Annotated in this window: 19 protein-coding genes; 12 read left to right on the top strand and 7 right to left on the bottom strand. The window is 35.1% G+C overall.

What is annotated here, in order from left to right; genetic code table 11:
• Positions 1-113 precede the first annotated feature (113 nt).
• The 4 genes from ftsZ to lepA form a co-directional block, all read right to left on the bottom strand.
• Positions 114-1,481 carry a cell division protein FtsZ gene (gene ftsZ, locus ACQH6S_RS04550; RefSeq protein ID WP_425360667.1) on the bottom strand — a complete coding sequence of 456 codons (1,368 nt, stop codon included), beginning with the start codon at positions 1,479-1,481 and terminating at the stop codon, positions 114-116.
• 98 nt (positions 1,482-1,579) lie between these two features.
• Positions 1,580-2,962 carry a class II fumarate hydratase gene (fumC, locus tag ACQH6S_RS04545; RefSeq protein WP_341749162.1) on the bottom strand — a complete coding sequence of 461 codons (1,383 nt, stop codon included), beginning with the start codon at positions 2,960-2,962 and terminating at the stop codon, positions 1,580-1,582.
• A 293-nt stretch (positions 2,963-3,255) separates the two neighbouring features.
• Positions 3,256-3,915 (bottom strand): DUF2278 family protein, encoded by a 660-nt coding sequence (locus tag ACQH6S_RS04540; RefSeq protein WP_425360668.1) that lies wholly within the window; start codon positions 3,913-3,915, stop codon positions 3,256-3,258.
• An 88-nt stretch (positions 3,916-4,003) separates the two neighbouring features.
• Complete coding sequence (lepA, locus tag ACQH6S_RS04535) at positions 4,004-5,806, bottom strand: translation elongation factor 4 (RefSeq protein WP_094648628.1); 1,803 nt, start codon at positions 5,804-5,806, stop codon at positions 4,004-4,006.
• A gap of 372 nt (positions 5,807-6,178) precedes the next feature.
• On the opposite strand from lepA, the gene prfB reads away from it, so the two are divergent.
• From prfB to rpe, 5 genes are all read left to right on the top strand, one after another.
• Positions 6,179-7,289, top strand: a protein-coding gene (gene prfB / locus ACQH6S_RS04530) for a peptide chain release factor 2 (protein ID WP_425360669.1) whose coding sequence is annotated in 2 segments (ribosomal slippage) — positions 6,179-6,247 and positions 6,249-7,289 — 1,110 coding nt in all. Because the reading frame shifts where the segments join, the coding sequence is not laid out codon by codon here.
• Positions 7,270-7,392, top strand: coding sequence for a palindromic element RPE2 domain-containing protein (locus tag ACQH6S_RS04525; protein ID WP_425360670.1), 123 nt, complete (start codon positions 7,270-7,272; stop codon positions 7,390-7,392). Before prfB ends, ACQH6S_RS04525 begins: the two co-directional genes overlap by 20 nt.
• A gap of 256 nt (positions 7,393-7,648) precedes the next feature.
• Positions 7,649-7,858 carry a cold-shock protein gene (locus ACQH6S_RS04520; RefSeq protein ID WP_094648631.1) on the top strand — a complete coding sequence of 70 codons (210 nt, stop codon included), beginning with the start codon at positions 7,649-7,651 and terminating at the stop codon, positions 7,856-7,858.
• Between the two features lie 426 nt (positions 7,859-8,284).
• A complete protein-coding gene (locus ACQH6S_RS04515) occupies positions 8,285-9,517 on the top strand; it encodes a DEAD/DEAH box helicase (RefSeq protein WP_341759322.1) in 1,233 nt (410 codons plus the stop codon).
• 344 nt (positions 9,518-9,861) lie between these two features.
• Positions 9,862-10,512, top strand: a complete 651-nt coding sequence (gene rpe / locus ACQH6S_RS04510; RefSeq protein ID WP_425360671.1) for a ribulose-phosphate 3-epimerase — start codon at positions 9,862-9,864, stop codon at positions 10,510-10,512.
• Between the two features lie 584 nt (positions 10,513-11,096).
• On the opposite strand, the gene ACQH6S_RS04505 is transcribed toward rpe, so the two are convergent.
• Positions 11,097-15,854 (bottom strand): autotransporter domain-containing protein, encoded by a 4,758-nt coding sequence (locus ACQH6S_RS04505; protein WP_425364701.1) that lies wholly within the window; start codon positions 15,852-15,854, stop codon positions 11,097-11,099.
• Positions 15,855-16,594: 740 nt separating this feature from the next.
• On the opposite strand from ACQH6S_RS04505, the gene ACQH6S_RS04500 reads away from it, so the two are divergent.
• The 4 genes from ACQH6S_RS04500 (at position 16,595) to gltX (ending at position 22,505) form a co-directional block, all read left to right on the top strand.
• On the top strand, positions 16,595-17,197 hold the full coding sequence (locus tag ACQH6S_RS04500) for a peroxiredoxin (protein WP_425360673.1): 603 nt from the start codon (positions 16,595-16,597) through the stop codon (positions 17,195-17,197).
• Positions 17,198-17,584: 387 nt separating this feature from the next.
• Positions 17,585-18,724: a DNA-processing protein DprA gene (gene dprA / locus ACQH6S_RS04495; protein ID WP_341749170.1), complete on the top strand. Its 1,140-nt coding sequence runs from the start codon at positions 17,585-17,587 to the stop codon at positions 18,722-18,724.
• 2 nt (positions 18,725-18,726) lie between these two features.
• Entirely contained in the window at positions 18,727-21,156 is a 2,430-nt protein-coding gene (gene topA, locus ACQH6S_RS04490) for a type I DNA topoisomerase (protein ID WP_425360674.1), read from the top strand.
• A gap of 14 nt (positions 21,157-21,170) precedes the next feature.
• A complete protein-coding gene (gltX, locus tag ACQH6S_RS04485) occupies positions 21,171-22,505 on the top strand; it encodes a glutamate--tRNA ligase (protein ID WP_425360675.1) in 1,335 nt (444 codons plus the stop codon).
• Between the two features lie 301 nt (positions 22,506-22,806).
• Here the strand turns inward: gltX and ACQH6S_RS04480 are convergent, their stop codons facing one another.
• Positions 22,807-24,621 (bottom strand): AAA family ATPase, encoded by a 1,815-nt coding sequence (locus tag ACQH6S_RS04480; protein ID WP_425360676.1) that lies wholly within the window; start codon positions 24,619-24,621, stop codon positions 22,807-22,809.
• A 163-nt stretch (positions 24,622-24,784) separates the two neighbouring features.
• Between ACQH6S_RS04480 and ACQH6S_RS04475 the strand changes: the two genes are divergently transcribed.
• From ACQH6S_RS04475 to ACQH6S_RS04465, 3 genes are all read left to right on the top strand, one after another.
• On the top strand, positions 24,785-25,156 hold the full coding sequence (locus ACQH6S_RS04475; RefSeq protein WP_425364376.1) for an IS630 transposase-related protein: 372 nt from the start codon (positions 24,785-24,787) through the stop codon (positions 25,154-25,156).
• Positions 25,120-25,638, top strand: a complete 519-nt coding sequence (locus ACQH6S_RS04470) for an IS630 family transposase (protein WP_425364377.1) — start codon at positions 25,120-25,122, stop codon at positions 25,636-25,638. The genes ACQH6S_RS04475 and ACQH6S_RS04470 overlap by 37 nt, the downstream gene beginning before the upstream one ends.
• 149 nt (positions 25,639-25,787) lie before the next feature.
• A complete protein-coding gene (locus tag ACQH6S_RS04465; protein WP_341749174.1) occupies positions 25,788-26,006 on the top strand; it encodes a palindromic element RPE2 domain-containing protein in 219 nt (72 codons plus the stop codon).
• On the opposite strand, the gene ACQH6S_RS04460 is transcribed toward ACQH6S_RS04465, so the two are convergent.
• Entirely contained in the window at positions 25,985-26,452 is a 468-nt protein-coding gene (locus ACQH6S_RS04460) for a helix-turn-helix transcriptional regulator (RefSeq protein ID WP_341749175.1), read from the bottom strand. The two genes, ACQH6S_RS04465 and ACQH6S_RS04460, sit on opposite strands and share 22 nt — an antisense overlap.
• Positions 26,453-26,548: the final 96 nt, after the last annotated feature.

Genomic DNA, 26,548 nt, shown 5'->3' with positions numbered 1-26,548 from the left:
ATATCGATCGCTAAGCTATATGAATAATTTAAATTTTGTTACATAGCCTAAGAACAATAAGTGAGAATTATAGCACGCTACTTGATATATTTCAAGATAACTAATGTATTCTATTATTTTGGTTTCCTTAAAAAAGCTGGAATATCATGGATATCAACGTCTACATCGCTCTTTTGAGAAATTGGAGGAATATGGTTTTTGATTTGCTCTTGATTTTGATTAGTATTGGATTTTAGTGAATTCCACATTCTACTGAGTAAAGATGCTTTGGCATCATTGCTACTTATAGTTGGCTGATTTGGTATATTAATTGATGTCGCCTGAACGTTTAAGTTTAAAGGCTGTACTCCAGAATCTACTAAACTAGCTTTTTCACCAGTATATTGGGCAAAATCTGGAATTTCTTCTAAAACTGTTGTCTCTATTAAATCATGGTTATTAGCTACTTGTTCACAACTTGTAGGACTACTAGTTACTGATTCAATAGGTTGGGGTTTGTTGCTTATAACTTGATCAGCATCAATACCAGTAGCAACTACCGATACCCGAATAACGCCATTTAATTCTTGATTAAACGTCGAACCAAAAATAATATTAGCATCGCTATCCCCTACTTCTTCTCTAATTCTATTAGCCGCACTATCAACCTCAAATAAGGTCATATCCGCACCACCAGTAATGTTAATTAACACCCCTCTAGCACCACGCATTGAGTTATGATCTAATAGTGGATTAGAGATAGCCGCTTCAGCTGCCTTAACCGCCCTATCCTCACCAGATGCTTCTCCCGTACCCATCATAGCTTTACCCATTTCGCTCATCACTGTTCTAATGTCAGCAAAGTCTAGGTTAATCAGACCTGGCATGATCATCAAATCAGTAACCCCTCTGACTCCGGCATGTAATACATCATCTGCCATTTTAAAGGCATCGGCAAAGGTAGTATTTTCATTTGCTATACGAAATAAATTTTGATTCGGTATTACTATCAAAGTATCAACAAATCTTTGTAGTTCTAGTAAACCTTGTTCAGCAGTTTTAATTCTATGCTTTCCTTCAAAATGAAAAGGTTTAGTAACTACCCCCACAGTAAGAATTCCTAGCTCCTTAGCAATCTTTGCCACAACCGGAGAAGCACCTGTACCAGTACCTCCACCCATACCGGCAGTGATAAACACCATATTGCTACCTTCTAAATGCCCCTTAATCTCGTCAGCTGATTCTTCAGCTGCTAAAGCCCCGATTTCTGGAGACGCACCAGCTCCAAGACCTTTAGTAATCGCAACACCTAACTGTATTTTGTTGTCGCATAAGGAATGTTCGAGTGATTGGGCATCAGTATTGGCAACAACAAAGTTTGCTCCTTGCAATTTGGCAAGTAGCATATTATTTATTGCATTACCACCAGCTCCTCCAACACCAAATACTGTGATAATTGGTTTAAGAATTACATTTTCTGGTGCTTTGAGATGTAAAGCCATAATAATATTTTACCTGTTAAATATAAATTGTTTTTAGTATAATAAAGAATCTGAAAATTTCTACCATAAAATATATTTCATAAAGAGCATCAGTCTAATTATACCATATTTTTTGCTACCACTAAGCGATCAAACTCCTCACCTGATAAAAAATTTAATTTTATAGCAGCTTCTCTTAAAGTTATACCTTCTTGATAGGCTTTTTTTGCAACTTTTGCCGCATTATCATAACCTATATGCGGATTTAAGGCTGTCACTAACATCAGCGATTGCTCTCTCAGCTTATTAATACGTTCTATATTCGGCTCTAAACCTTCAATACAATGCGTAACAAAACTATTGATGCTAGCAGAAATCAACTCTATTGACTGCAAAATATTATATATTATAACCGGCTTAAAGGTATTTAATTCAAGATGACCGTTTGATCCGGCTATAGCTACTGCAAGATTATTGCCCATAACCTGCACGCAAACCATAGTCAATGCTTCAATTTGTGTTGGATTAACCTTACCTGGCATAATTGAAGAACCAGGCTCATTTTCCGGTAAATGTAATTCACCAAAACCACATCTTGGTCCCGATCCTAATAGCCTAATGTCATTAGCCATTTTCATTAAACTTCCTGCTATGGTATTTAGAGTACCAGAAAATTCTACTAATGCATCATGAGTAGCTAATGCTTCAAATTTATTAGCAGCACTTTTGAAAGGATAGTTGGTATATGCAGCAACTTGATCAGAGAATCTTACAGCAAATTCTTTACGACAATTAATACCAGTCCCCACTGCAGTTCCACCTTGGGCTAAAAAATATACTCTTTTTAGTGACTCCTCAACTCGTTCTATGGCATAGGCTATTTGCGTTACATAACCAGAAAATTCTTGCCCAAGCGTTATTGGCGTAGCGTCCTGCAAATGAGTGCGTCCTATCTTAACTATATTATTCCAAGCTGTAGCTTTGGTATTTAACGCCGAATGTAGGCTGGTTAATGCTGGAATTAATTGTTGTTTACTAGCGAGTATGGTTGCGATATGCATAGCAGTTGGAAACGAGTCGTTGGATGATTGTGCCATATTTACATGATCATTTGGATGAATTGGCGATTTACCACCCTTCTTGCCTACTAATTGTTCATTACCAATAGAGGCTATTACCTCATTGATATTCATATTAGTCTGAGTACCAGAGCCAGTCTGCCATACTACTAAAGGAAATTGATCATCAAATTCCCCTTTTAATATTCTAGAGGTAGCTTGATCTATTGCTTCTGATATCTCAGGCTTAAGATCGCCTAATTCTTTATTGACCTTTGCTGCACATTTTTTTAAAATTGCTAGTGCCTTAATCAACTGAATAGGCATTTTTTGCTCGCCTATCTTAAAATTCTCAAGAGACCTTTGAGTTCCCGCCCCCCAGTAAAATTGATCGTCTACTTTGATTTCTCCAAATGAATCGGTTTCAATTCTATAATTTTTCATATAAATTTTTCTTTTTCGCTTTTATTATATTTATAACTAATCCGACTGTCATTGCGAGGAGGTCGCCAGACCGACGAAGCAACCCATTTCTATTCACTTTTTCTTGGATTGCCGCGTCGCCGCTTTTAGCGGCTCCTCGCAATGACAAGTTATAGAAGTATACGTCATTGCGAGACCACATAGTGGTCGCGGCAATCCACACATTATTGGATTGCTTCATCGGTTTACGCCTCCTCGCAATGACGGCTTGAGAACGTAAGGTCTTCTCGCAATGACAAGTCGGGTTAGTCAATTCACTCATCATCAACAGGGTTACCTGAATCATCAGTATTCAAAGATTGTTCATCAAACATGAAGAAAAAGGCTTTAATACTATTATTAGGGGTTTCTATGAATATAGCCCCATCTTGATAAATGCCATTATCTTTACTGTGTGGGTTATAGTTCCCCTGATTCAGATGTATATCATGTATACCTCTAGGAGGAAGTTGAGAATGTTGTTGTTTTAGCTGTAATCCATAAGGTACTACTTCCCTTGTTTCAGTATCATCATAAGACTCACCTAAAATACATATCTTTGTACCACGGATAATATGCATGTCTAGCAAAGATGAAATTTCTTGCCATGATTTTGCTAAACTATTCTTTAAATAATCTACTGGCAAAATTCCACTGCGAAAATAATCAAGTCTATAGGCTTGATTTAACTTATCTAAGCGAAATAATCCCTCATTTCCTAGTTTAGCTAAATTAGTTAACAATTCATTATTATTCAACTGATCGACATAGTATAGTTTAACATTAGCTCTAGAATCAGACTGAATATCTATATTTACTTGATAGTCTAGTTGGTTAGCTTGCACTATAAAATTATGGTGAGTCATTGTGTGTTTTGTACTATCTTCTAAATCCTCTAACACAGTACCTTTTACACATGTATAGTTTTTTAGCATAATAATACCTCATAAGCTTTAATTTATATTATATTAACTTGTTGGTGAGTCAATCTTTTTATAACTATAGTCAATCAGGGTAGCTATATCACTCATCTCCTATTCTAAGAGCAGCTATAAAAGCCGATTGCGGAATTTCAACATTACCAATATTACGCATACGTTTTTTGCCAGCTTTTTGCTTTTCCAATAATTTACGTTTACGAGTTATATCTCCACCATAGCATTTAGATAAAACATCTTTACGCATTGCTTTAACGGTTTCTCTAGCGATTATTCTGCTACCAATAGCAGCTTGAATAGCGATCTGAAATAATTGCCTTGGGATTAAATCGCTAAGGCGTTTACACAATTCTCGACCACGATATTCTGATCGTGATCGATGTACTATAGTAGATAGAGCATCAACTGGCTCGCTATTAACCAAAATAGATAATTTTACCAAATCACTTTCCTCATAACCATCCATTTCCCAATCAAAGCTAGCATAGCCTTTTGTGTAACTTTTTAACTTATCGTAAAAATCAAATACTATCTCATTTAACGGTAATCGGTAAATTACCATAGCCCTACCACCGACATAAGTTAATTCAATTTGTACTCCTCTTTTATCAGTACACAAAGATAAAACATTACCTAAAAACTCATCTGGCACTAATATTGTTGCCTTAACCCAAGGCTCTAACATTGATTCTATATTTTGAGTAACAGGTAAGTCAGCCGGATTATGTATTTCTAATTGATGTCCATCACGCATATTAATCTTATAAACCACACTAGGAGCAGTAGTTATCATATCAAGATCAAATTCACGCTCCAGTCTTTCTTGCACTATTTCAAGATGTAGTAACCCCAAGAAACCGCAGCGAAATCCTAATCCTAAGGCAGTTGAACTTTCTGCTTCAAATTCAAAGCTAGCATCGTTAAGCCTTAATTTAGCTAAAGAATCTTTTAGATGCTCAAATTGTGAAGCGTCTGAAGGATATAATCCACAAAATACTACCGGTAAATGTGGCTTAAAACCAGGCAAAGGCTCCTTACAAGGTCTTTTTTCATCAGTTATTGTGTCACCAACTTTACAGTCAACAACTTGCTTGATTGAAGCAGTAAAAAACCCTATTTCTCCTGAATATAAAATATCTGATATATGTTTCTTAGGAGTAAAATACCCAACATTCTCAACATTATAACTACAATTGCTAGCCATCATTCTAATACGCATATTTTTGCGTAAAGTTCCATCGATAACTCTAACCAAAATTACTACTCCTAGGTAAGAATCGTACCAACTATCAACCAATAATGCCTTTAAAATATCTGTTTGATTAGTTGCAGGACAGGGTAGTCTATTAACAATTGCTTCAAGTACTTCTTCTATTCCTATACCACTCTTTGCCGAAATCAATAATGCATCGCTTGCATCTATACCAATTACGTCCTCTATTTGTTGTTTGACTTTATCAGGATCAGCGGCTGGTAGATCAATTTTATTGAGTACAGGAACAATTTCATGCTTATTATCAATCGCTTGATAAACATTTGCGAGAGTTTGTGCCTCAACACCCTGGCTACTATCTACCACTAATAACGAGCCTTCACAAGCAGCGAGTGACCTACTAACCTCATAAGAAAAATCCACATGACCAGGAGTATCCATTAGGTTTAGATAATAGGTATTACCATCTTTGGCTTTATAAACTAATCTAACAGTCTGTGCTTTGATAGTAATTCCCCGTTCTTTTTCTATGTCCATTGAGTCAAGTACCTGCTGACTCATTTCTCGAGCTACCAATCCTCCACAATATTCAATTAACCTGTCTGCTAAAGTAGACTTACCATGATCAATATGAGCGATGATTGAAAAATTTCTGATAAACTTTTGATTATTCATTGTATATGCGATATAATGTTAAAATTAGAAAAATGCTAACCCGACTGGTCATTGCAAAAAGTAGCAAAGCTCGAACGAAACGATCCAATTTAATAAATAGTGGATTGCCACGACCTAACTTACGTGATCTCGCAATGACGCATAGGCATCAGTTTAAGAAAATAAAGTAAAAAAGTCGTCTATTAGCGAGCCACCGTAGGTGGCGTGGCAATCCATTTTTAATCACTTTTTTGGATTGCTTCGTTGACCTTACGGTCTCCTCGCAATGACAGTTTCTCAATTATTGGCTTCTTAAACTAACACTTATGCACAATGACGTCGGTTTATCTTATCTTTATATAGTAAAATTCCATTTTATAGTAGGAAATAATAGTGCGTGCTGAAATTGAACATTATGTAAAAAAAATCGAACAGTCTTTAGAGCTGCTCAGGAGGTCACTTTGATTTTGATAACGCAACCAAAAGGCTTGTAGAGCTGGAAAATATATCAGAAGATCCAACTTTGTGGGATAATCAGGAAAAGGCTCAAAATATTCTGAAAGAAAAAAGACTTCTAGAGACTAAACTTAATTCGTTTAAACAACTTCAATCTAATCTTACGGAATGTTTAGAACTTGAGGAATTGGCGTTTGTCGAAAATGACCAACAAGTTCTAGAACAAGTTCAAGAAGATTTAAGAAAACTATCTATTATTGCCGGAAAATTTGAGACTGAATGCTTATTTTCTGGGGAATTTGACAGTAATAATTGTTTTCTTGAAATCAATGCTGGAGCTGGCGGTACGGAGAGTCATGATTGGGCATCAATTATGATGCGTATGTATTTGCGTTTCGCGGAAAGGCAGGGTTTTAAAAGCGAAGTTATTCATCTTATTAACGGTGAAGAAGCAGGAATAAAATCATGTACTATTAAAATTAATGGCTACCAAGCATATGGTTGGTTTCGAACAGAATCAGGAGTGCACCGTTTAGTACGGATATCGCCTTTTAATGCAGCGGGCAAAAGGATGACTAGCTTTGCTAGTAGTTGGGTATATCCAGAAATTGATGATAGTATTGCAATTGTAATAGATGAAAAAGACCTTAGAATTGATACTTACCGTTCTTCCGGAGCTGGGGGACAACACGTAAACACTACTGATTCTGCCGTAAGGATTACCCACTTACCTACTAATATCGTAACACAGTGCCAAAATGATAGATCACAGCATAAGAACAAAGCACAGGCTATGAAAATGCTTAAAGCAAGGCTTTATGAACTAGAGTTAAAAAAACGTACTGAGGATATTCAAGAACAGAATGCATCAAAAACTGAGAATGGCTGGGGACATCAAATAAGATCTTATGTATTGCAACCTTATCAAATGGTTAAGGATTTACGTACCAATCATGAGACTTCTGATACTAAAGGTGTACTTGACGGAGATTTAGAAAAATTTGTTTCAGCTAGCCTATCAATTAGTGTTGGTAATATATATAGTTAATTCAGGAGAATTTGGTGCTAGGAACGATGGAGCGACGCCTATAAGTAATAGGCGAGCATTGAGCGACGACGTCACCAACTTCTCATCAATTGACTATAGTTAATTTAGGATAGATTGGCTATATATAATTAAGAAACGTGCTAAAATGTCTATATTTCAAAGAGAAATATAAAATCTATGGATATTTTCTTATCCTTTGTTGACAATTATCAAAAAAAGGAGTACCATGTTTTTTGGGTTTAATAATTAACTCTTTAATAGCATGAAAGCCTTATTTCTGCCTGTCAGTTATTGGGTTTAATTTCTACGGGAGAGTTCGAATTAAGTTCAGATAAGTAACTCTATACTAAAAGGTTTTTATGACTACTAAAGTAGGTAAGGTCAAATGGTTTAATACAACCAAAGGTTTTGGTTTTATTCAACCAGACGATGGTGGGAGCGACGTTTTTGTTCACATCTCAGCTGTAGAGCGTGCCGGGATCCGTAATCTTAATGGAGGTCAAAGTGTAGGCTTTGATCTAGAAGACAATAAGGGAAAAATTTCTGCTGTTAATCTGCAAATAAAATAATATTTATTTAAAACTACAAGCAACTACTCAAAATTTATGAGTGGTTATTAAACTAGTGAATTTTGGGTAGTATCATCTTTTTATACACTCTGTGCATTATCTTTTATAATTCAGTGTTCACTGTAAGTAAAGCTGTAATTTTATTGGACTATTTTAAGTATACTCGAATGATTTGGGGAAATGGATTTTCAAAGCAAAAGAGTATCTATGATAGGATTGTATTTATAATTACAACCGCTTTTACTATACAACAATTAATAACCCGCTTTATAACATAAGAACTTAATCATAAATTTATTTTTTAAGGTATAGAATATATGTTTGCTCAAATGCTTTGAAGATTTGGAGTTTAATTGCATTTAACCTTTCAATTCCTTAAAGCATTTGAGTATTTTTAATTTACGATAAATAACATTGGATTTAATAATGAAAAATTTTAATTTACCAAACGAAGTGATTATATCACTTGAACAGATGAACATCACCTCTCCTACAGAAATTCAAAGAGAGGCTATACCGATTGCGATGCAAGGTAGTGATATTCTTGCTTCTAGTCAAACTGGTTCAGGTAAAACCCTTGCCTATTTACTACCAATCGTCAATTCTTTTATACAGACAAAATCAATGGCTTTGGTACTTGTACCAACTCGGGAATTAGCTAGCCAAGTACGCACTACTTTAACCAATGTAACTACTCAAATTAAGCTTCCTAGTGCGGTTTTAATAGGTGGTGAACCAATGCATAAACAATTTACGCAGCTAAAGGCAAATCCTAAAGTGGTGATTGGAACCCCTGGTCGTATTATAGATCATTTACTACGTGGTACCTTAAAATTAAACACAGTACAATTAGTGGTACTTGATGAGATGGATAGGATGCTTGATATGGGCATGAAAGAACAGTTGGAAGAAATAAATAAATATATACCTGAAAAAAGACAGGTTTTAATGTTTTCAGCTACTATGCCAAAACATATTATTGCACTATCGCAAAAATATGTGATTAACCCTAAACGCATTACTATTGGCTCAACTACTCAGGCTGCTTCTCAAATAAAACAAGAAACTTTGCGAGTTTCTGATAAAGAGAAATTCCCTGAGCTTATAAAGCAATTAAAACAACGTGATGGTTCTATAATTATTTTTGTGAAAACTAAGCGTGGTGCCGATCAGTTGGCAAAAATGTTAAAATTTGAAGATCACAAAGCTGAAGCTATCCATGGTGATTTAACACAAGGTAGAAGGGATCACGTAATTGCATCGTTTCGCTCTTCTCGTCACAGAATTATGGTGGCAACAGATGTTGCGGCTCGTGGCTTAGACATACCACATACACAGCATGTTATCAATTATGATTTGCCAATGTCTCCAGAAGATTATTTACATAGAATAGGTAGAACTGGTAGAGCAGGACTTTCAGGTTGTGCATTATCCTTCATTTCGCCAGAAGATAATATTAGGTGGAAAGCTATTGATCGCCTAATGAACCAAGGTGAGAGTACTTCAAGAGAAGAAATGACCGGAAATAAGAATCGTAGAAGACCATTTAATGGTAATAATAGCAACAATAACAATAATGGTAGAAAAAGTTATTTTCCTCGTAATAATAACGATAAAAAGCCTTATTCTGGTCGCTCTAGAAATAGCCAAGCGTCCTAATTTAGTAAAAGCAGTTATGTTATACCCGATTAGTATTTAGCATCAGCGTCATGGCTCAGAGCCACTTTAGTGGGCGACGAAGCAATCCTGTTTGTGTCATACCTGCGTAGGCAGGTATCCAGATTCCCGCCTACGCGGGAATGACAACTTACAATTGCTTCGAAGGTTTACGCCTCCTCGCTAATAGACAGCACGATGGGTGCTTGTTCGGCACTAATTCAGGTTAATTGACTATAACAAACTTACTATAGCTAAATAACTATAAAAGGAAAAATCAAAAAATTCATTAGACCTTATATCTTGAAAATGTGATATAAGGTCTATTATTTAAGGATAAAAATACAGTGAAAGTAATTAAGATCGCACCTTCATTGCTATCAGCCGATTTTGCTAATTTACAAAAAGAAATCAATTCTTTGGAAGAAGCGGGGGCTGATATGATCCATATAGACGTTATGGATGGTCATTTTGTACCTAACTTAACATTTGGACCTCCTATAATAAAAGCCTTAAAATCTCATACTACCTTGCCGTTTGATATACATTTAATGATTAATAACCCAGAATATTCGATTAAAGAATATGCTAGTAGTGGGGCAGATATTATCACTATCCATCCTGAAACAACTATTCATCTTGACCGAACTTTAGACATTATTCAAAATTTAGGAGTAAAAGTCGGAGTGGCACTGCTTCCTTCCACCAACCCAATTTCTATAGATTATATTATTGATAAAGTAGATTTGATTTTAGTAATGACTGTAAATCCCGGGTTTTCTGGTCAAAAATTTATAGAGAATCAGTTAGAGAAAATCAAAATTATTTCAGAAAAAATCAAAAATTCCAACAAAACTATATTACTTTCTGTAGATGGAGGAATAAATAATATTACCGGTAAAAATTGCATCAACGCAGGAGCTGATATTTTAGTATCAGGTAATTTTATTTTTCAATCAAAAAATTATCAAAAACAAATAGATTTACTAAGACATTAACTATCTCACCTTACGCATAACCCAGAATAATTTAAAAATTGCAAGACGTCTATTAGCAAGGAGCTACTTTATTAGCATTGAAGCAATCCAGAAAGCGACCAACATGGATTGCCACGACGACCACTATGTGGTCTGGCAATGACGCCACAACTATTGAAAGTTGGAAGAGGAAGCAGTTTTAGACCAGGTAGTTTAAAGTCATATGTGGTCAACGTCATTGCGAGGAAGACCGTAGGTCGACGAAGCAATCCATAAAAGTAACCAAAGATGGATTGCCACGACCACTACGTGGTCTCGCAATGACGCATAAGCGTCAGCAATTAAGAAAACAATAATTGAGAAACCGTCATTGCGAGAAAGACCGCAGGTCGACGAAGCAATCCATAAATTGTCATCCCTACTCAACTCAGTGTCATCCCTGCGAAGGCAGGGATCTATACTAGACTCCCGCCTAGGCGGGAATAACAACTTGCTCAACTTTATGTTGATTAACTATAAAGAACAATAATATAAACAAAAAAGGCTTCCTCTTGGAGAAGGAAGCCCTTTTTGTAGTAATAGATAAGTAAACTTAAATGATTAGTTTAGAAGTTTACACGAACTTTTAAAGTACCTTGATGAGCAACATAGTTCTTAGCTAAATTTGCGTCATAACCAGCTCCATACTCCATAACACCAGCTTTAGCAATAACGCCTAAACCAACATTAAATGATGTTTTTGCAGCTTTTTCAGACTTAGTAATAAAGGAATCAGTCATACCCTCTAATCTAACATCAACTTTCCCTGATTTATCACCACCTAACTTTTGTGAAACAAAAGCATGTAATTCAGGAGTCACTACAACACCATCAGTATCTATAGAGGTTGAAACTTTAGCACCAATTATAGCCTCAATGTTATTAATGCCTCTCTCACCAACAATCTTATTTTGATTTGTTGTACCAGTTTCCTTATAACTTTCATCGTTAAACCTTGTATAACGAACTCCAGCCATCGGAGTTAGTAATGCTGAGTCAGCTATTTTAGCGTTGTAACCAAATAACACCTCTCCGCCGTAAGACATAGTGCCATAATCAGCTTTAGCAGTTTCCTGACCACTAGAATGAGTCTTAGTAGAAACTATTCTAGGATCAGTACCTTTAATTTTACTTGAACCCAAAGAAGCCACAGCTTGTACAAAGAAATTTTGAGGAAGTGATTGTGCTGCATAAATAGAACCCATGAAAGTACCTATTTCAGTTTTTCCAGCGTAATCACCTTTGTACTTCATGTCACTCTTAACAAAGCTAACAGCAGCACCAATTGTTAGATCATCATTGACTAAAGTATCAAAACCAACGACTCCACCAAAAGATTTTACTCCATACCCAGCATCATCACCGCTCTTCTTTTGAGTAGCTTGACTATAATATGGCATAGCCCATGCACCCATTAAAGTATCATCAGAACCAGCAGAAACTGCAGCAGCATTAGCTTTAAGCATTCTGTTACGAAGAGCAGCACCAAACATTTCACCAACCTTTGCAACTTGACCAGTTACTTTAGAATTGTCATTTGATTCCATTTTTTCCATTGCAGCAAAACGTTTCTTCTGGCATTCTGATTGCTTTTCCTCGTCATCCTGATCCTCTTGGTCTGGATAAATAAAGCTTATGTCATTCATAAACTTTTTCGCCTTAACAAAGTTATCAATATTTGCTAAATATTTATCACTAGCACCAGCCTTTTTCATGTCCTCTGTAATACCAGCTTTTATATCAACCTTACGCTCAAACACTAATTTGTCACCTTCAGTTTTAATAATCCAATCTATATATGCCCGATCTTTTATTAATCCGTCTTTTACTAGATTGACTGCACCACCCTCTAGAACTAAGTTATTAGTACCATCTATAAGTACAAATTTCTTGTTACTAAACTTGTCTAAGTCAGCTTTGTCAGAAATTCTAACAACAATTCCCAAACCGCTATTAACAGTAACTTTGTCCTTAAGAACTATATTACCAAATGAACCTTCTTCAGTTAAGTCAGTATGAATACTAGTTTTTTCTCCCCAAGTTCCAGATTTTTCAAAGCTCAACTGATTAGATTCTAGATCAATATTTGCATTATTCTGTGAAATACCATGAAGTGCTACCTTGCTAGCAGCAATTTTAATATTTTCATTACCAAAGTTAATATTTTTCGCATGCAAATCAGAAGATTTCAAAGTTGCAGTATGTGTTTCATCACCAGTAAAGTTAATCGTCTCAAAGGCATTTTTAGCTGTACCAAAAGTCTTGCTACTAATTTCAGCATTACCTGCAAAGGCGATGGTATTTTTAGCTCCCACACTGGTCATATCAGCTTTCAGAATAACATTATCTCTGAATTCAACAGAAGCAACACCACCAGCGTCAGTTTCAGTATGACCAAGCTGTATTGCCCCGTCTACTGTTCCACCAGCTGCATAATATACATTATCATGAACAACAACATTATTAGCAAAGGTATCGCCATAGTTTGTGACTTTTGATTTTAAATTTACTAGTTTTAAGTTGTAATTCTTACTACCGAAACCATAAACAACACCATCAACTCCTTTACCCAAATCATAGTTAACAGTACCTTTCTCTTTAACTCCAGTAGTTACACCAATAAAGGCTTTTTGACTCTTAACATCTAAAATAGTATCTGCAGTAAATTCTAAATTAACAGGATGAGCATCACTCCCAATATTTTGACCTGAGATAATTTCATCTTGATTTATTGCACTTGCTAACCGAATTGTAGGTCTTTTTTCTGCAGTACTTTCAACCTCTATCCCACTAAGTTTCATATCATTAGGTAAAATTAAGGTTGAATCCTTGCTAAAAGCAATTTTTTTGAATTTAAAACCATTACCTTTTAATGTAACATTACCACCCTGTAACTCTAATGCCGCTAGTGCCTTAACACCAACAGGAGTACGAACACGACCAGCAGGAGCAGTAATAGTCTTTGTTTCGAATGTTGCTGCACCATTATTGGTAAATCTTAGTATTCCACTACCATCAGTTTTAACAGCAAAGTTTTTAACCTTATAGTCATTATCTACAACTAATACAGAACTATCCCCCAAGGCTATATTTGTGACGTAGGCTTTACCAGATGTAGTTGCTTCAACACTATCATTTACTTGAAGCGTGTTAAAAATCTTACTATATGTTCCTATATTTCCTTTCAAAGCACCAGTTTCAGCAAAAACTATCTTACCTTGATTATCCTTGTGAGTTGTTATAGAGCCAACAGTAATATCCATACCCCCTTTAAGAGTTAAAGTCTTATCTCCTTTAAAATTAATTTCCTCTAGCTTATCGTCACCGGTTGTTTTGGTATTAAGTAATGAGACATCTTCAGAAATTTCAATTTTCGCTTTATTCGCCTTCTTTAATTCTCCCAAAGCATAATCAACACCAGCAGTTTTTAAACCAATTGTTGAAGCTTTTTCATTAAATTCCATTCCAACAATATTAACCGATTTTCCATTTGCAGGCTGTAAATTAAGATTTTGTCCACTCAGTAATATTTTATCTAAAGGCATACTATCATCGATAGCAGGATCAGTCCCTATATTACCAATAATCGTTAAAGTTTTCTTATCTGCCATTTTAGTTGCATCAATATTACCACCAAATGTACCGATTTGCACGGACTCAATGGTTACGTTACCTGCTGAATTAAGAGCCAATGTTCCTTTCGCATTACCAAATACTATAGTATTAGCCTGAATATGAGTACCGCCTACCATTAATGTTTTATCCTGTGCAATATTAATCTCATTAACATTTATAATATTACCAGCAACTTCAGCGTTTTCGAAATTTAAGGTTTGAGCACGTTCAATATTACCAATTAATTTATAATCGTTAACAAACTCAAATATGCTACCACCACCACCAGCTGCTCCCTGTATTTTAGTGACAATATTAGCACCAGCTTTTGTGAATTTCAAAGTACCAGCCGCCGTATGATCAATCAAAGCCAAGTCAGTTACAGTACCATCGAATTCACTATTACCGCTAAAACTCAGTGTTCCGATTTTGTTTTTGAGTCTTTTATTAGCATCACCATAAAAATTCCCAGAAAGATTTTTGCCAGCTCCCACGGTAATTGTACTATTAGCCTTATTCTGGAAGTCTACTTTACCAAGATTAGCATCATCATCAAAAGTTACTGTTGATGCAGCAGTAAAATTCGTGATTCCATCATTACCAACATAAACTGCATCGGTAAAAGTACTTGCTCCACCGTTTAATTCAAGCTCCTTAGTATATACTTTACCTTGAATTGTTGCAGCCCGACCAGCAGTAGCGGTAACTTTGAATTTCTTGGCTCTATTATTTTCATCACGACCTATCACGGTTTTATTAACTGCACTAAGAGTACCATGTTCTAATGTAGTGTTAAAATGGATTACACCATAATCGTCAATAGCACCACCAAGTGAACCATTCACAACTTGAAAGCTAGCAGCACTACCATTACCCCCAGCCTTAGAGGTAAGTAATAATCTACCTGTACCATTATCACCAAAATTGATAACATCCTCACCTTGTTGTTGGAGCTGTAATACAATATTACCAACAGCCATAGACTCAGAATCAAATTGAAGAGTACTGCCATCATTAATATTGATTGTCTTAGCTGTGGCAACTGATGCTTTGTTAAATGTTGTAACATACCCAGTATTAGTAATATCCAATGTCGCATTTTGACCATTATTTATTACAAATTTAGCAAAAACGATATCGTTTGGACTAGTAAGATTAATATGCACAGTAGCTGCACCTGCCGCAAAATCAATTTTACCTAAGCGACTATAATCGTTCTTAAGAACATTAACACCAACATCAAGATGATTCTTAACAGTACCCCCAGTACCGGTTAAATTCAAAGTTGCACCATCGTCCATCGCTATTTCAAGAACATGATTAGCAGAACCACCATCTCTATTAGTTGCAATGATAGAACCAATATTTGCCCTTTGTCCAACCCTTAATGTACCAGGAGCATTACCAGGCGCAGCAGGATCAGACGTCATATTAACATCAATTACCTTAATGGTTACATTATCCATGTCAACGAAAAGTGTATGTGCAGCAGCATGATCATACTGGAGAGTTGAACCTGAGACAAATGGAACATCGGCGGCACCGCCCATCCGATGTAAACCTGCCCCGGTACTAAGAACAGCATCACCTGTTACCCGTCTATTAGCAACACCAAACGCTGAACTACTTGCCCCAACTATTACCGAAGCAACAGAAGCAGTAGTCAGCAAACTTCTTAAAAAATTGCTTTTTTTTCTTTCTTTATTCATAAATTTTTCCTAATTTAAGTTAATTTTTTAAATCGGTTTTTATGTCATTCCCGCGTAGACGGGAATCCAAGACCCCCTACCTTCGCAGGGATGACACAAAACCTTATGCCATTCTTGTGTTCTAATCACACCCTTCCTACCCGAGTCTTTGGTCATTTTTCCTCATCTTATGTCATTGCCGCTTCGATGTGGAATCTAAGGTTTTTTAGCTCCATACCGTTGCCAGGAATGACATCATTTTTGTGGAAATGACGCATTTTTCGTGTAGATGACAGCCTTTTACAGGAATGACATACCTATTCTATATAAAACCTTTTAGAATATCTAGCACGCAGAATACTATATATGCAAAACTAATTAATTACAAGCTACTTAGACTATTTTTTTTGATAAATCCTTATCTATTGTGTTATATTTGAAACAGTACTAATTTAGATAGGTTGTAAAAGCAATCAAAAATGGATTGCTTAGTCGGCTTACGCCTCCTCGTAATGACGTATAAACCTCTCGTCACTGCGAGAAAACATAAGCTTACCACTCGTCATTGCGAGCAAACGTATGTGAGCGTGGCAATCCATCAGACTTGTCATATGAATATACCTACAGCTCCTAGGAATAATATCAATATTACAAGGTATTTTAAATTATTAGTTGACTTATTAGAGATTTGGTATTGTAATAGGTTATAATTTTGTGTATCATAATAAATGTTTTTAATCATTATTAATTGGAGAATTTTAATGCAAGTGTTCGTTGGAAAAGCTGCTCCGGATTTTACAGCTAAAGCTATTATGCCTGATAATAGTATAGAATCTGAATTTAATCTTAGAAATTATGCTAAAAATCATAAAGTGGTATTATTTTTTTACCCGCTTGATTTTACTTTTGTTTGTCCATCAGAAATTATAGCTTTTAATAATAGGTTAGGAGAATTTACTGAGAGAAATACAAAATTAGTAGCAATAAGTGTTGACTCGCATTTTTCTCATTTAGCTTGGAAAAATACCCCTTACAATAAAGGTGGGGTTGGTAATATCCAGATTCCTATGGTGTCAGATATTAAAAAGAGTGCGTCACATAGTTATAATGTACTACATGATGAAGGAATATCGCTGCGTGGTACTTTTGTTATTGATGAAGCATTTATAGTACGGCATTTGCTAGTTAACGATTTGCCAATTGGTAGAAATATTGATGAAGTAATAAGAGTGATCGATGCTATAGACTATAACACCAAACATGGCGAAGTATGTCCAGCTGGCTGGCATAAAGGTGATGAAGGTATTACTCCCTCACATAAAGGAGTGTCACATTACTTAGCTTCTAATGCAGAAAAGTTATAGCTGTAGTCAATTGCTGAACTAGTGCCGAATAGGCACCCATCGTGCTGTAATTGTGCATAAGTGTCAGTTGACGCCTATGTGTCATTGCGAGAAGGCGTAAGCCTTCGAAGCAATCCACTCTTTTATGGATTGCCACGCCACCTACGGTGGCTCGCAATGACGCATAGGTGTCAGTTATTGAGAAACCGTCATTGCGAGGAGACCGTAAGGTCGACGAAGCAATCCATTTTAATCGCTTTTTTGGATTGCTTCGTTGCCACTAAAGTGGCTCCTCGCAATGACGCTTATGTGCAATGACGCTGATGCTAAATACTAACCGGATTTATAACGTTGCCAATTAAAGTTAATTCACTAATATATAGTCAATTGATGCTGAAGGAGCTATTTTTGGATACTAAACCAGTATCTTACACAAAAGAAACTATTGACATCCTAAGATTGATTAGGAGTGAAAATGTTGGCTCAAGAACTTTTTGGAGCTTAATAAAGCTATTTGGTAATAGCAGTGCTGCAATTGACAAAATACAAGAATTTTCTCTGAGGGGTGGGCGTTCTAAGCCCGTAAGGGTATTTTCTCAGAGCGATGCAAGTAAAGAACTTGAATTGTTGCAAAAGCATAATGCTCAGATTATTACCTATAAATCTCCAGGATATTCAAGGTTATTGTTAGAGATTTTTGATTGCCCGCCAATATTAAGTTATAAGGGCAATATTGGGTTATTAGCACACGAAAGATGTTTAGCAATTGTTGGAGCAAGAAATGCTTCAGTAAATGGTCGTGCCTTTGCTGCTAAAATTGCTAAGGAATTGACTGATGCAAATTATATAGTGGTTTCTGGACTTGCCAGAGGTGTTGATACAGCAGTGCATCAAGTAAATACCTCTAAAACAATAGGAGTTATAGCTGGAGGAATTGATTATGTTTACCCCCCAGAGAATGTTAGATTATTTGAGCAAATCCAACAAAATGGCTTGATAATTGCTGAATTACCAGTAGGTTCAAAACCACTTGGGCAACATTTTCCACAGCGTAATCGATTAATTTCTGGTATATCTCTTGGAACAGTAGTGATTGAAGCAAGTCTAAAATCTGGATCGTTAATAACAGCCCGGTTTGCTTTAGAACAGAATAGAGAAGTATTTGCTGTACCAGGATTTCCGCTGGATCCTAGGTGTCAAGGTACTAATAAACTTATCAAGGAAGGAGCTCATATGGTGGAATCTACTGAGGACATAGAGACTAATTTACCACCTTTTAGCAAAATTATCAGTAAATCTAAGGATGTAGCAAATGATTCAATCGAAAATAATCAGTTTAGAACGTTAGATATCAAATATGATAATGTAATTACCAATGATATGCGTATGAGGGTTAAGGAGCTTTTATCTTCAACTCCTATAGATTTTGATTGTTTACATCAAACACAGCTACCTTTGCCGGCTATATATATGATAATATTAGAGCTAGAATTGGCTGGAAAAATAACCAGATATCCTGGCAACAAGATATCTTTAATTTATAAATAAATATGAAATTAGTAATAGTAGAATCGCCGGCAAAGGCGAAAACGATAAATAAGTATCTGGATAGTGATTTTAAGGTTATTGCTTCGTTTGGACATATTAGAGATTTACCATCTAAAAATGGTTCAGTTCTGCCAAATGAAGATTTTTCTATGAAATATGTTATATCAGATAAAGCAGAAAAATATGTTGAAGCAATAACTAAGGATGCTGCCAAAGCTGAAATGGTTTATCTAGCAACAGATCGAGACCGAGAGGGAGAAGCAATTGCCTGGCATGTTGCAGAAATAATAAAAGAAAAAAACTTGATTAAATCTAATGATTTCTTTAAGAGAGTAGCATTTGATGAGATTACCAAAAAAGCTATTTTACATGCAATGGACAACCCAAGAAATATTGATATTGATTTGGTTAATGCTCAACAAGCAAGGAGAGCATTGGATTATTTGGTAGGATTTACTTTATCACCGATATTATGGCGTAAATTACCGGGATGTAGATCAGCAGGTAGAGTTCAGTCTGTAGCACTCCGACTTATTTGTGAGCGAGAAGATGAAATTGAACGTTTTAAATCGCAAGAATATTGGGATATTACCCTTAATGTTCTGAATAGTAATAACGAGCCGTTTTTAGCGAGATTAACTCATGTCAATGGTAATAAATTAGAGAAATTCTCAATTATTAATCAATCGGCAGCTAATGATCTAGTCAAAGAAATAAAATCAAAGAATTTTCATATTGCATCTTTAGAAAAAAAGCAGCAAAAACGTCAGCCTCAACCGCCTTTCATTACTTCTTCGTTACAGCAAGAAGCAGCTCGAAAATTAGGGTTTACTGCTAAAAAAACTATGCAAATTGCCCAAAAACTTTACGAAGGCATGGATATAGGTAATGAAACGATAGGTTTGATCACCTATATGAGAACTGATGGTACTACCCTTGCTAGTGAGGCTGTTGAACAAATACGTCAGTTGATACATAAGAATTTTGGTGATAAATATCTACCAGCTAGCCAGCGAGTTTATAAATCTAGAGCCAAGAATGCTCAAGAAGCTCATGAAGCTATTAGACCAACTGATGTTACTCTATTACCAGAAAAATTAAAGGATACACTAGATAAAGATTATTATAGGCTTTATGACTTGATTTGGAAAAGGACGATAGCCTGCCAAATGGAAAATGTTATTATTGATTTGGTGGTCGCTCAGCTTGATACAGCAAATAAAGAATTCACCGCCAGGGCAACTGGTTCAATTATTGCCTTTGATGGTTTTTACAAAATTTATCGTGAGGGTCTAGATGATGAAACGGAAGAAGAAAATAGGCTTCTACCATTACTACAAGAAGGAGAAAAATTAACTACAACTTCAGTGAATCCAGCACAGCATTTCACCGAACCACCACCAAGATATTCTGAAGCCAGTCTCGTCAAGAAGCTTGAAGAACTTGGAATTGGTCGTCCTTCTACTTATGCTTCTATTATATCAGTATTGCAAGATAGGAACTATGTGGTTGTTGAAAAAAAACGTTTCTTTCCAGAGGAATTAGGGCGTTTAGTGACAACATTTCTGACAGGGTTTTTCAAAAAATATGTTGAATATGATTTTACAGCTGATCTGGAGAATGATTTAGATGAAGTGGCAGAAGGTAAAATAGAATGGAAAAATTTACTAAAAAAATTCTGGGATGGGTTTAATAATAACGTAGAAATAGTTAGTGATAAGAAAATATCTGATATAATCCTTTATGTTGAACAAGCATTAGATTATCACCTATTTGGAGAAAAATCAGAAAGTAACAATTCGAAAAATTGCCCATCCTGTTCTACAGGGCAATTAGGGTTAAAGCTTGGTAAGTTTGGAGCATTTTTAGCTTGCAGTAACTATCCTGAATGTACTTTCAAAAAACAAATTACTTCGAAGAATAGTGATATTGTTGATATGGCTGAAGAGAACAAATTATTAGGAGTAGATAAAGAGGGTCATGATGTTTTATTAAAGAAAGGTCCATATGGTTTTTATGTACAGACTAGCAAACCAGTTGCCAAGGGGGAAAAACCAAAGCGTGTGTCATTGCCACCGTCAGTAGCACAAAATGACGTGACTCTTAGTTTGGCTCTAAGGCTTCTTGAGTTACCGGTTAAGTTATGCCTGCACCCTGAATCTCATCAAGAGATTATACTGGGTATAGGTAGATATGGTCCGTATCTTAAATATCTTGATCGGTTTATTTCAATACCTAAAAGATACGATCCTTTTACCATCACATTAGAAACTGCTGTGGAAATAATTGAGGCTAGTAATAATAGGCTGAAGAATAAACCGGAGAAAGATACTGATAAGCCAGGAGTAGTGGTAACAACAATTCCTAAAAAGAATATTAGGACAAGGACTGGTGCTGCAAAAAAAGTAACAAAAAAGAAAAAAGCAAAATAAGCAGTTAGAAAATTATGAGAAAAGTTATCACAAGATTTGCTCCCTCACCAACTGGTATGTTGCATATAGGTAATACTAGGACAGCTCTGATAAATTGGTTATATGCTAGAAAGCATAATGGCATATTTATTTTAAGGTTTGATGATACTGATCTTGAACGTAGCAAACAACAATATAAACATGCCATTGAAGAGGATTTTAAATTTTTAGGACTTAACTGGGATCAAACTTTTTGCCAATCTGATAGATTTGATAAGTATGAAGCAATAAAAGCATTATTATTACAAAAAAATAAATTATATCCTTGTTTTGAGACCCAGGAAGAGCTGGAATTAAAGCGTAAGTTACAACTATCTAGAGGGCTTCCTCCGATATATGATCGTGCGGCTTTGAACCTTACTGAACAACAAATAAATGACTATATTAGTCAAGGAAGAAAACCGCATTATCGATTCTTGGTATCGCATACTCCAATTATTTGGCAAGATATGATTAAGGGTGAAGTTAAATATGAAGGCAAGAATATTGGTGATCCGATAGTTATCAGAGAAGATAACAGTATGACTTATATGCTTTGTTCGGTTGTTGATGATATTGATTATGGCATTACCGATATTGTTCGGGGCGAGGATCACGTAACTAACACTGCCATTCATGTGCAAATGTTTGAAACTCTAGGGGCAAAGGTACCAAATTTTGCTCATCTTAGTCTAGTTATCAGTCGGGATGAAAAAATATCTAAAAGAACAGGGGGATTTGAGATTGCTGCTCTAAGGGATAAAATTGGATTAGAACCAATGGCAATTAATAGTTTCTTTAGTTTGCTTGGCTCATCATCGCCTATTATACCATTTAAAAATTTAGCTGGGCTAATAAAAGAGTTTGACATTAATAATTTTTCTAAAAGTCCAACAACTTATTTACCAGAAGAGCTAGAGCGTTTAAATCATAAATTACTAATTAGCTTGAGTTTTGATGAAGTAAAAGATCGCTTAAAAGAGATTAAAGCTGAACAAATAAATGAGCAATTTTGGTTGGCAGTTAGAGGTAATTTACAAAAATTATATGAAATAAAAGATTGGTGGAATATTTGTTATTCCCCCTCTAAAGTTGAAGGATTAGATAAAGAGTTTTTAAAACAAGCAGCTACCTTATTAATAGACGAACCAATAACCATCGATAGTTGGAGCATATGGACTAAACGAATTATGGAAATAACTGGTAAAAAAGGTAAAGAAGTATTCCTACCTTTAAGACTTGCTATAACAGGAATGACATCTGGACCAGAAATGTCAGTAATATTACCTCTGCTCAGCAAAGATGAAATTATAAAAAGATTAACAAGTTGATTTATGCAAATATAGTCAATTCAGAAGAATTTGGGGCTAGGAGCGATGGAGTGCATAAGCGTCAGTTTAAAAAATAATAATTGAAAAACCGTCATTGCGAGGAAACCTTAAGGTTGACGAAGCAATCCAGAAAAGTGATTAAAAATGGATTGCCACGCCACTTACGGTGGCTCGCTAATAAACGACTTTTCTACTTTATTTTCTTAAATTAACGCCTATAAGTAATAGGCGAGCATTGAGCAACAACGTCTCCAACTTCTCATCAATTGACTATAGCTCTTCTAATTTTCAACAATTGTGCCTAAGATACCTGAGCTATTTGGTATTCTAGAGCCACTTCTTTACCACAAAAAGCCATAGCAATTTTGATAATTTTCTGAACATGAGAGTGTTCTTTTATTTTAGTCTCATATTTTTTTCTCATGATTTGATCTAGCCCATCTTTTGCGATAGATTCTAGAGTATCAGGAGATTTGCATATTTTATATTCAATAATAATAGCATTATTCTGCTTCCCAGCCTTAGGTAGCAATATAATATCAGCTCTACCACTGCCTGTTTCTCTCTCACTATCTATGACATAGCCAGGAGATAAAGTGTTAATTAAACCTAGCATAAAGCCGCTATAAAATAACTCGGCTTTTTTCTCGCCAGTTTGATGAAAACTAGTAGCATTTAGTAATAACTCTTGTAATTTCTCTTTAAATTCTTCTATTTTACCTGCCGGCAGCAAACTAGCAAAAGAATAATATAAAGAACTATCCATTTGTAACTTGCTACTCACCCATTGTAATAGCCTGGTTTCATATATATACTCTACTTCCTTATTAGGCACTGATAATTCGTAGATATCTTTTGCAGGTTCAACAGCTGTTGGGTTTAAATAACCACTAAATAATAACAAACTAAATAACCCACTTCGTGTATTAATATCGCTGAAACTGATTTGTTTGGTAATAGGTGCGATGATACTTTTACCGCTAGCTAATTGTTGGATATCAATTTGTATTTCATCTGATAACAATGCTTTATCAACAAGCCCAGTGCCACCGCTATCAAGCCAATAATGATCAAGCTTACCTCTAGTATCTAGGCATAACATAATTGACCATGGATTATAGATGATTTCTCCGCCAAAACTATAGCCATTATACCAAGCTTTAATTTGTTCAGGACTTGTGTCAAGTGGTACTTTGGTTAATAACTCATCAACCTCTGCTTGAGTGAAACCATAAAACTTAGCAAATTTTTCATCTAGCAGAGTATATTCACGAACATTATTCAAATCCGAAAATAAATTAGCCTTAGCAACCCTTAATATGCCGGTTATTACCCCTTTTTCTAAATAAGGATTAGTTTTTAAACTACTGCCAAACATCCCGCGAAACATTTCAAGTACCTGTTCAAACTCTTCTGGTTTGTTACCAAACTTAATGTATGAACTATTGATCGGCGTATCGTATTCATCGATCAATATATAAACTTTTTGACCAAAATGTTTGTACAATACTTCACTCAAAACCCGTAAACTATCTTTTAAGTCATTTCTCTCAAGTTTCCCATCAAAATATCTCCTTAGTTTTTCTTTTTGGGCATTATTTAATAGTCCTGTATCTTCTGTTACATGATGATTTAAGTAATGATGACTTGCAAATAATTCTATAATTTGATCCTTTATACCTAGTTCTATTTCCTGATAACTACTACCTTTAACATCTTTAAGATTGAGCAAAATCACCGGAAATTGACCTTGACGTTTCATGCTACTTGCATCACTCACAATTTTCAAAGGTTTTAGCTCTTTAGTTTCGTCAAATCCTAAATCTACTGTACCACCGGTAAATAGCTTGTTATTTACTCTATCCTCTTCAGGTAAAGGCTTACCTCTCTCATCCACCTCTATCTCAAAAAATTTCTGTAGCATGTTCATATTCAAACTTTTACCCCACCGCCTTGGTCTGGTGATTAGGATGACATCTCCACTATCTGCCAATAACTCTTTAATCATTAAGCTTTTATCAACAAATACGTTGCTATTAAGCAATAATTTCTTAAAATCATCAGTACCAACTAACATGGTTGGTTGATCATCAACATTATTTTTTCCTTCTATCATTGTTTCCACGTATTCCTTCCAACTATAATATCCATTATACTACTTTTTTATTCTCCACTAATAGCTAATTAGCAAAATTTTTATAATTTTTTGTTTTTTTATAGTGAATTATAGTAAATCAAATTGAATTAGGTGATAAGATGTGGTATAAATAAAGGAAAAAATGTCAACAAGTCCATATAGTCAAGATTTAAGAGAAAAAGTAATAAATTATATAGAAAAAGGTAATAGTCAAGAATCTGCTGCTAGAATATTTGCTATACATAAAAATACAATTAGCCGTTGGAACGTAAGGAGAAGAAAAGAAGGAACAGTGCTGGCAAGAGCTAGACTAGGATTTAAAAGTAAGATTGATAAAAAAGCATTGGAATATTTCGTAACAAATAACCCTAATAGTAAGCTACAAGAAATTGGTAAGAATTTTGGAATTACAGGTTCTCAAGTAGCTAATATATTAAAAAAGTTAGGATTTAGTTATAAAAAAAAACCTTTAGCTATTTGGAAGCAAGTGCAGAGAAACGATCTGATTATTTAGAAAAGATCAGTAAATATGATAAAGATAAAATAGTATATCTTGATGAAAGTGGGATAGATATGACAATTTGCCAAGATAGAGGTTGGGGTAAGATAGGAGAATTATTGATTGGCAAGAAGAGTGGGAAGCATTATCAAAGGACTAATATAATAGCTGGTTTAGTAAATAACAAACCAATAGCCCCTTTTGTTTTTAATAAAACTTGTAATACAGAACTATTTAATAATTGGGTTGAAAAATTTTTGATTAAAGAGTTAACAGCAGGACAGGTTGTAGTGATGGATAACGTTAGTTTTCATAAATCTCAAAAGACAAAAGAGCTAATAGAATCAGTTGGTTGTGAAGTTATTTTTTTACCCCCATATTCTCCAGACTTAAATCCAATAGAAAAATTTTGGGCTAATATGAAGCGATGGATTCGAAACAAAATAGCGGAAATTGGTACATTATCTAAAGCTATTTCTGCATTCTTTGTCACCTAATTCAATTTGATTTACTATAACCTGAATTAACACCCAGTACGATATAATTATGCAGCCTTAGAAAATGTTATAATTTCAGTGCCGTTGGTAGTTGTTATGTGCAACTCCGCTTTATCCACCTGGCTCGGTATAAAAATCTTTCCGCCCAAATGAAATTTATAGTCAATTCAGGAGAATTTGGGGCTAGGAGCGATGGAGCGACGCCTATAAGTAATAGGCGAGCGACGAGTGACGACGTCACCAACTTCCCATCAATTGACTATATATTCAAATTTCTTTTGAACAACCTACTATTTATAAGCTCTATAAAAAACTTGATTATGGAGTATTACTATTTCATCTATTTTTACCCTGCATTCGTGCCTTGAGATGCTACTATTGACCCAATAAGCTCAACTATTTTTTGTCTAATTTGCGGATTTTGAATTTTGCTAAATACTCTAACAAGATAGGATACTTCCTCTTCTGCATCGTATTTTAAAGGGGCTAAATATTCTGCTCTATCTTCCGCAATAATATCATTCAAAAACTTATGATTGTCTTGTATCTCAAATAAGTAACCATCTGATGCATCAGTAATTTCAGTTGTATCAAGAAAATACTCAATAGATACATTTAATAATTTTGCAAAAAAATACAATATACTACTAGCTATTGGGGTAGTAGCATCTTCATATCTTTGTATCTGCTTTACACTAAGATTAATAGCTGTACTTAATTCTTGTTGGCTTATACCCATCATTATACGACGCTGTTTTAAACGCATACCTATAATCAGGTTTATTCTTTCTTTTGATTTATTAGATTTATTCATTGTTATAATAATTTAATTTTCACTATTTATTTCAACTAATAATAATCTAGTGTCTTAGCTTAATCAAGTAATTTTTCATCTATATTAATAAATTTG

Source organism: Candidatus Tisiphia endosymbiont of Mystacides longicornis (assembly GCF_964031095.1).
GTDB lineage: Bacteria > Pseudomonadota > Alphaproteobacteria > Rickettsiales > Rickettsiaceae > Tisiphia.
Note: the sequence above shows the minus strand (reverse complement) of the source record. Positions and strands in the feature narration are given on the sequence as shown.

What these genes read in the sequence shown, in the direction of transcription:
- ftsZ (WP_425360667.1), bottom strand. Translation starts at nt 1,481, where the DNA reads ATGGCTTTACATCTCAAAGCACCAGAAAATGTAATTCTTAAACCAATT.
- fumC (WP_341749162.1), bottom strand. Translation starts at nt 2,962, where the DNA reads ATGAAAAATTATAGAATTGAAACCGATTCATTTGGAGAAATCAAAGTA.
- ACQH6S_RS04540 (WP_425360668.1), bottom strand. Translation starts at nt 3,915, where the DNA reads ATGCTAAAAAACTATACATGTGTAAAAGGTACTGTGTTAGAGGATTTA.
- lepA (WP_094648628.1), bottom strand. Translation starts at nt 5,806, where the DNA reads ATGAATAATCAAAAGTTTATCAGAAATTTTTCAATCATCGCTCATATT.
- ACQH6S_RS04520 (WP_094648631.1), top strand. Translation starts at nt 7,649, where the DNA reads ATGACTACTAAAGTAGGTAAGGTCAAATGGTTTAATACAACCAAAGGT.
- ACQH6S_RS04515 (WP_341759322.1), top strand. Translation starts at nt 8,285, where the DNA reads ATGAAAAATTTTAATTTACCAAACGAAGTGATTATATCACTTGAACAG.
- ACQH6S_RS04505 (WP_425364701.1), bottom strand. Translation starts at nt 15,854, where the DNA reads ATGAATAAAGAAAGAAAAAAAAGCAATTTTTTAAGAAGTTTGCTGACT.
- ACQH6S_RS04500 (WP_425360673.1), top strand. Translation starts at nt 16,595, where the DNA reads ATGCAAGTGTTCGTTGGAAAAGCTGCTCCGGATTTTACAGCTAAAGCT.
- topA (WP_425360674.1), top strand. Translation starts at nt 18,727, where the DNA reads ATGAAATTAGTAATAGTAGAATCGCCGGCAAAGGCGAAAACGATAAAT.
- gltX (WP_425360675.1), top strand. Translation starts at nt 21,171, where the DNA reads ATGAGAAAAGTTATCACAAGATTTGCTCCCTCACCAACTGGTATGTTG.
- ACQH6S_RS04480 (WP_425360676.1), bottom strand. Translation starts at nt 24,621, where the DNA reads ATGATAGAAGGAAAAAATAATGTTGATGATCAACCAACCATGTTAGTT.
- ACQH6S_RS04475 (WP_425364376.1), top strand. Translation starts at nt 24,785, where the DNA reads ATGTCAACAAGTCCATATAGTCAAGATTTAAGAGAAAAAGTAATAAAT.
- ACQH6S_RS04465 (WP_341749174.1), top strand. Translation starts at nt 25,788, where the DNA reads ATGAAATTTATAGTCAATTCAGGAGAATTTGGGGCTAGGAGCGATGGA.
- ACQH6S_RS04460 (WP_341749175.1), bottom strand. Translation starts at nt 26,452, where the DNA reads ATGAATAAATCTAATAAATCAAAAGAAAGAATAAACCTGATTATAGGT.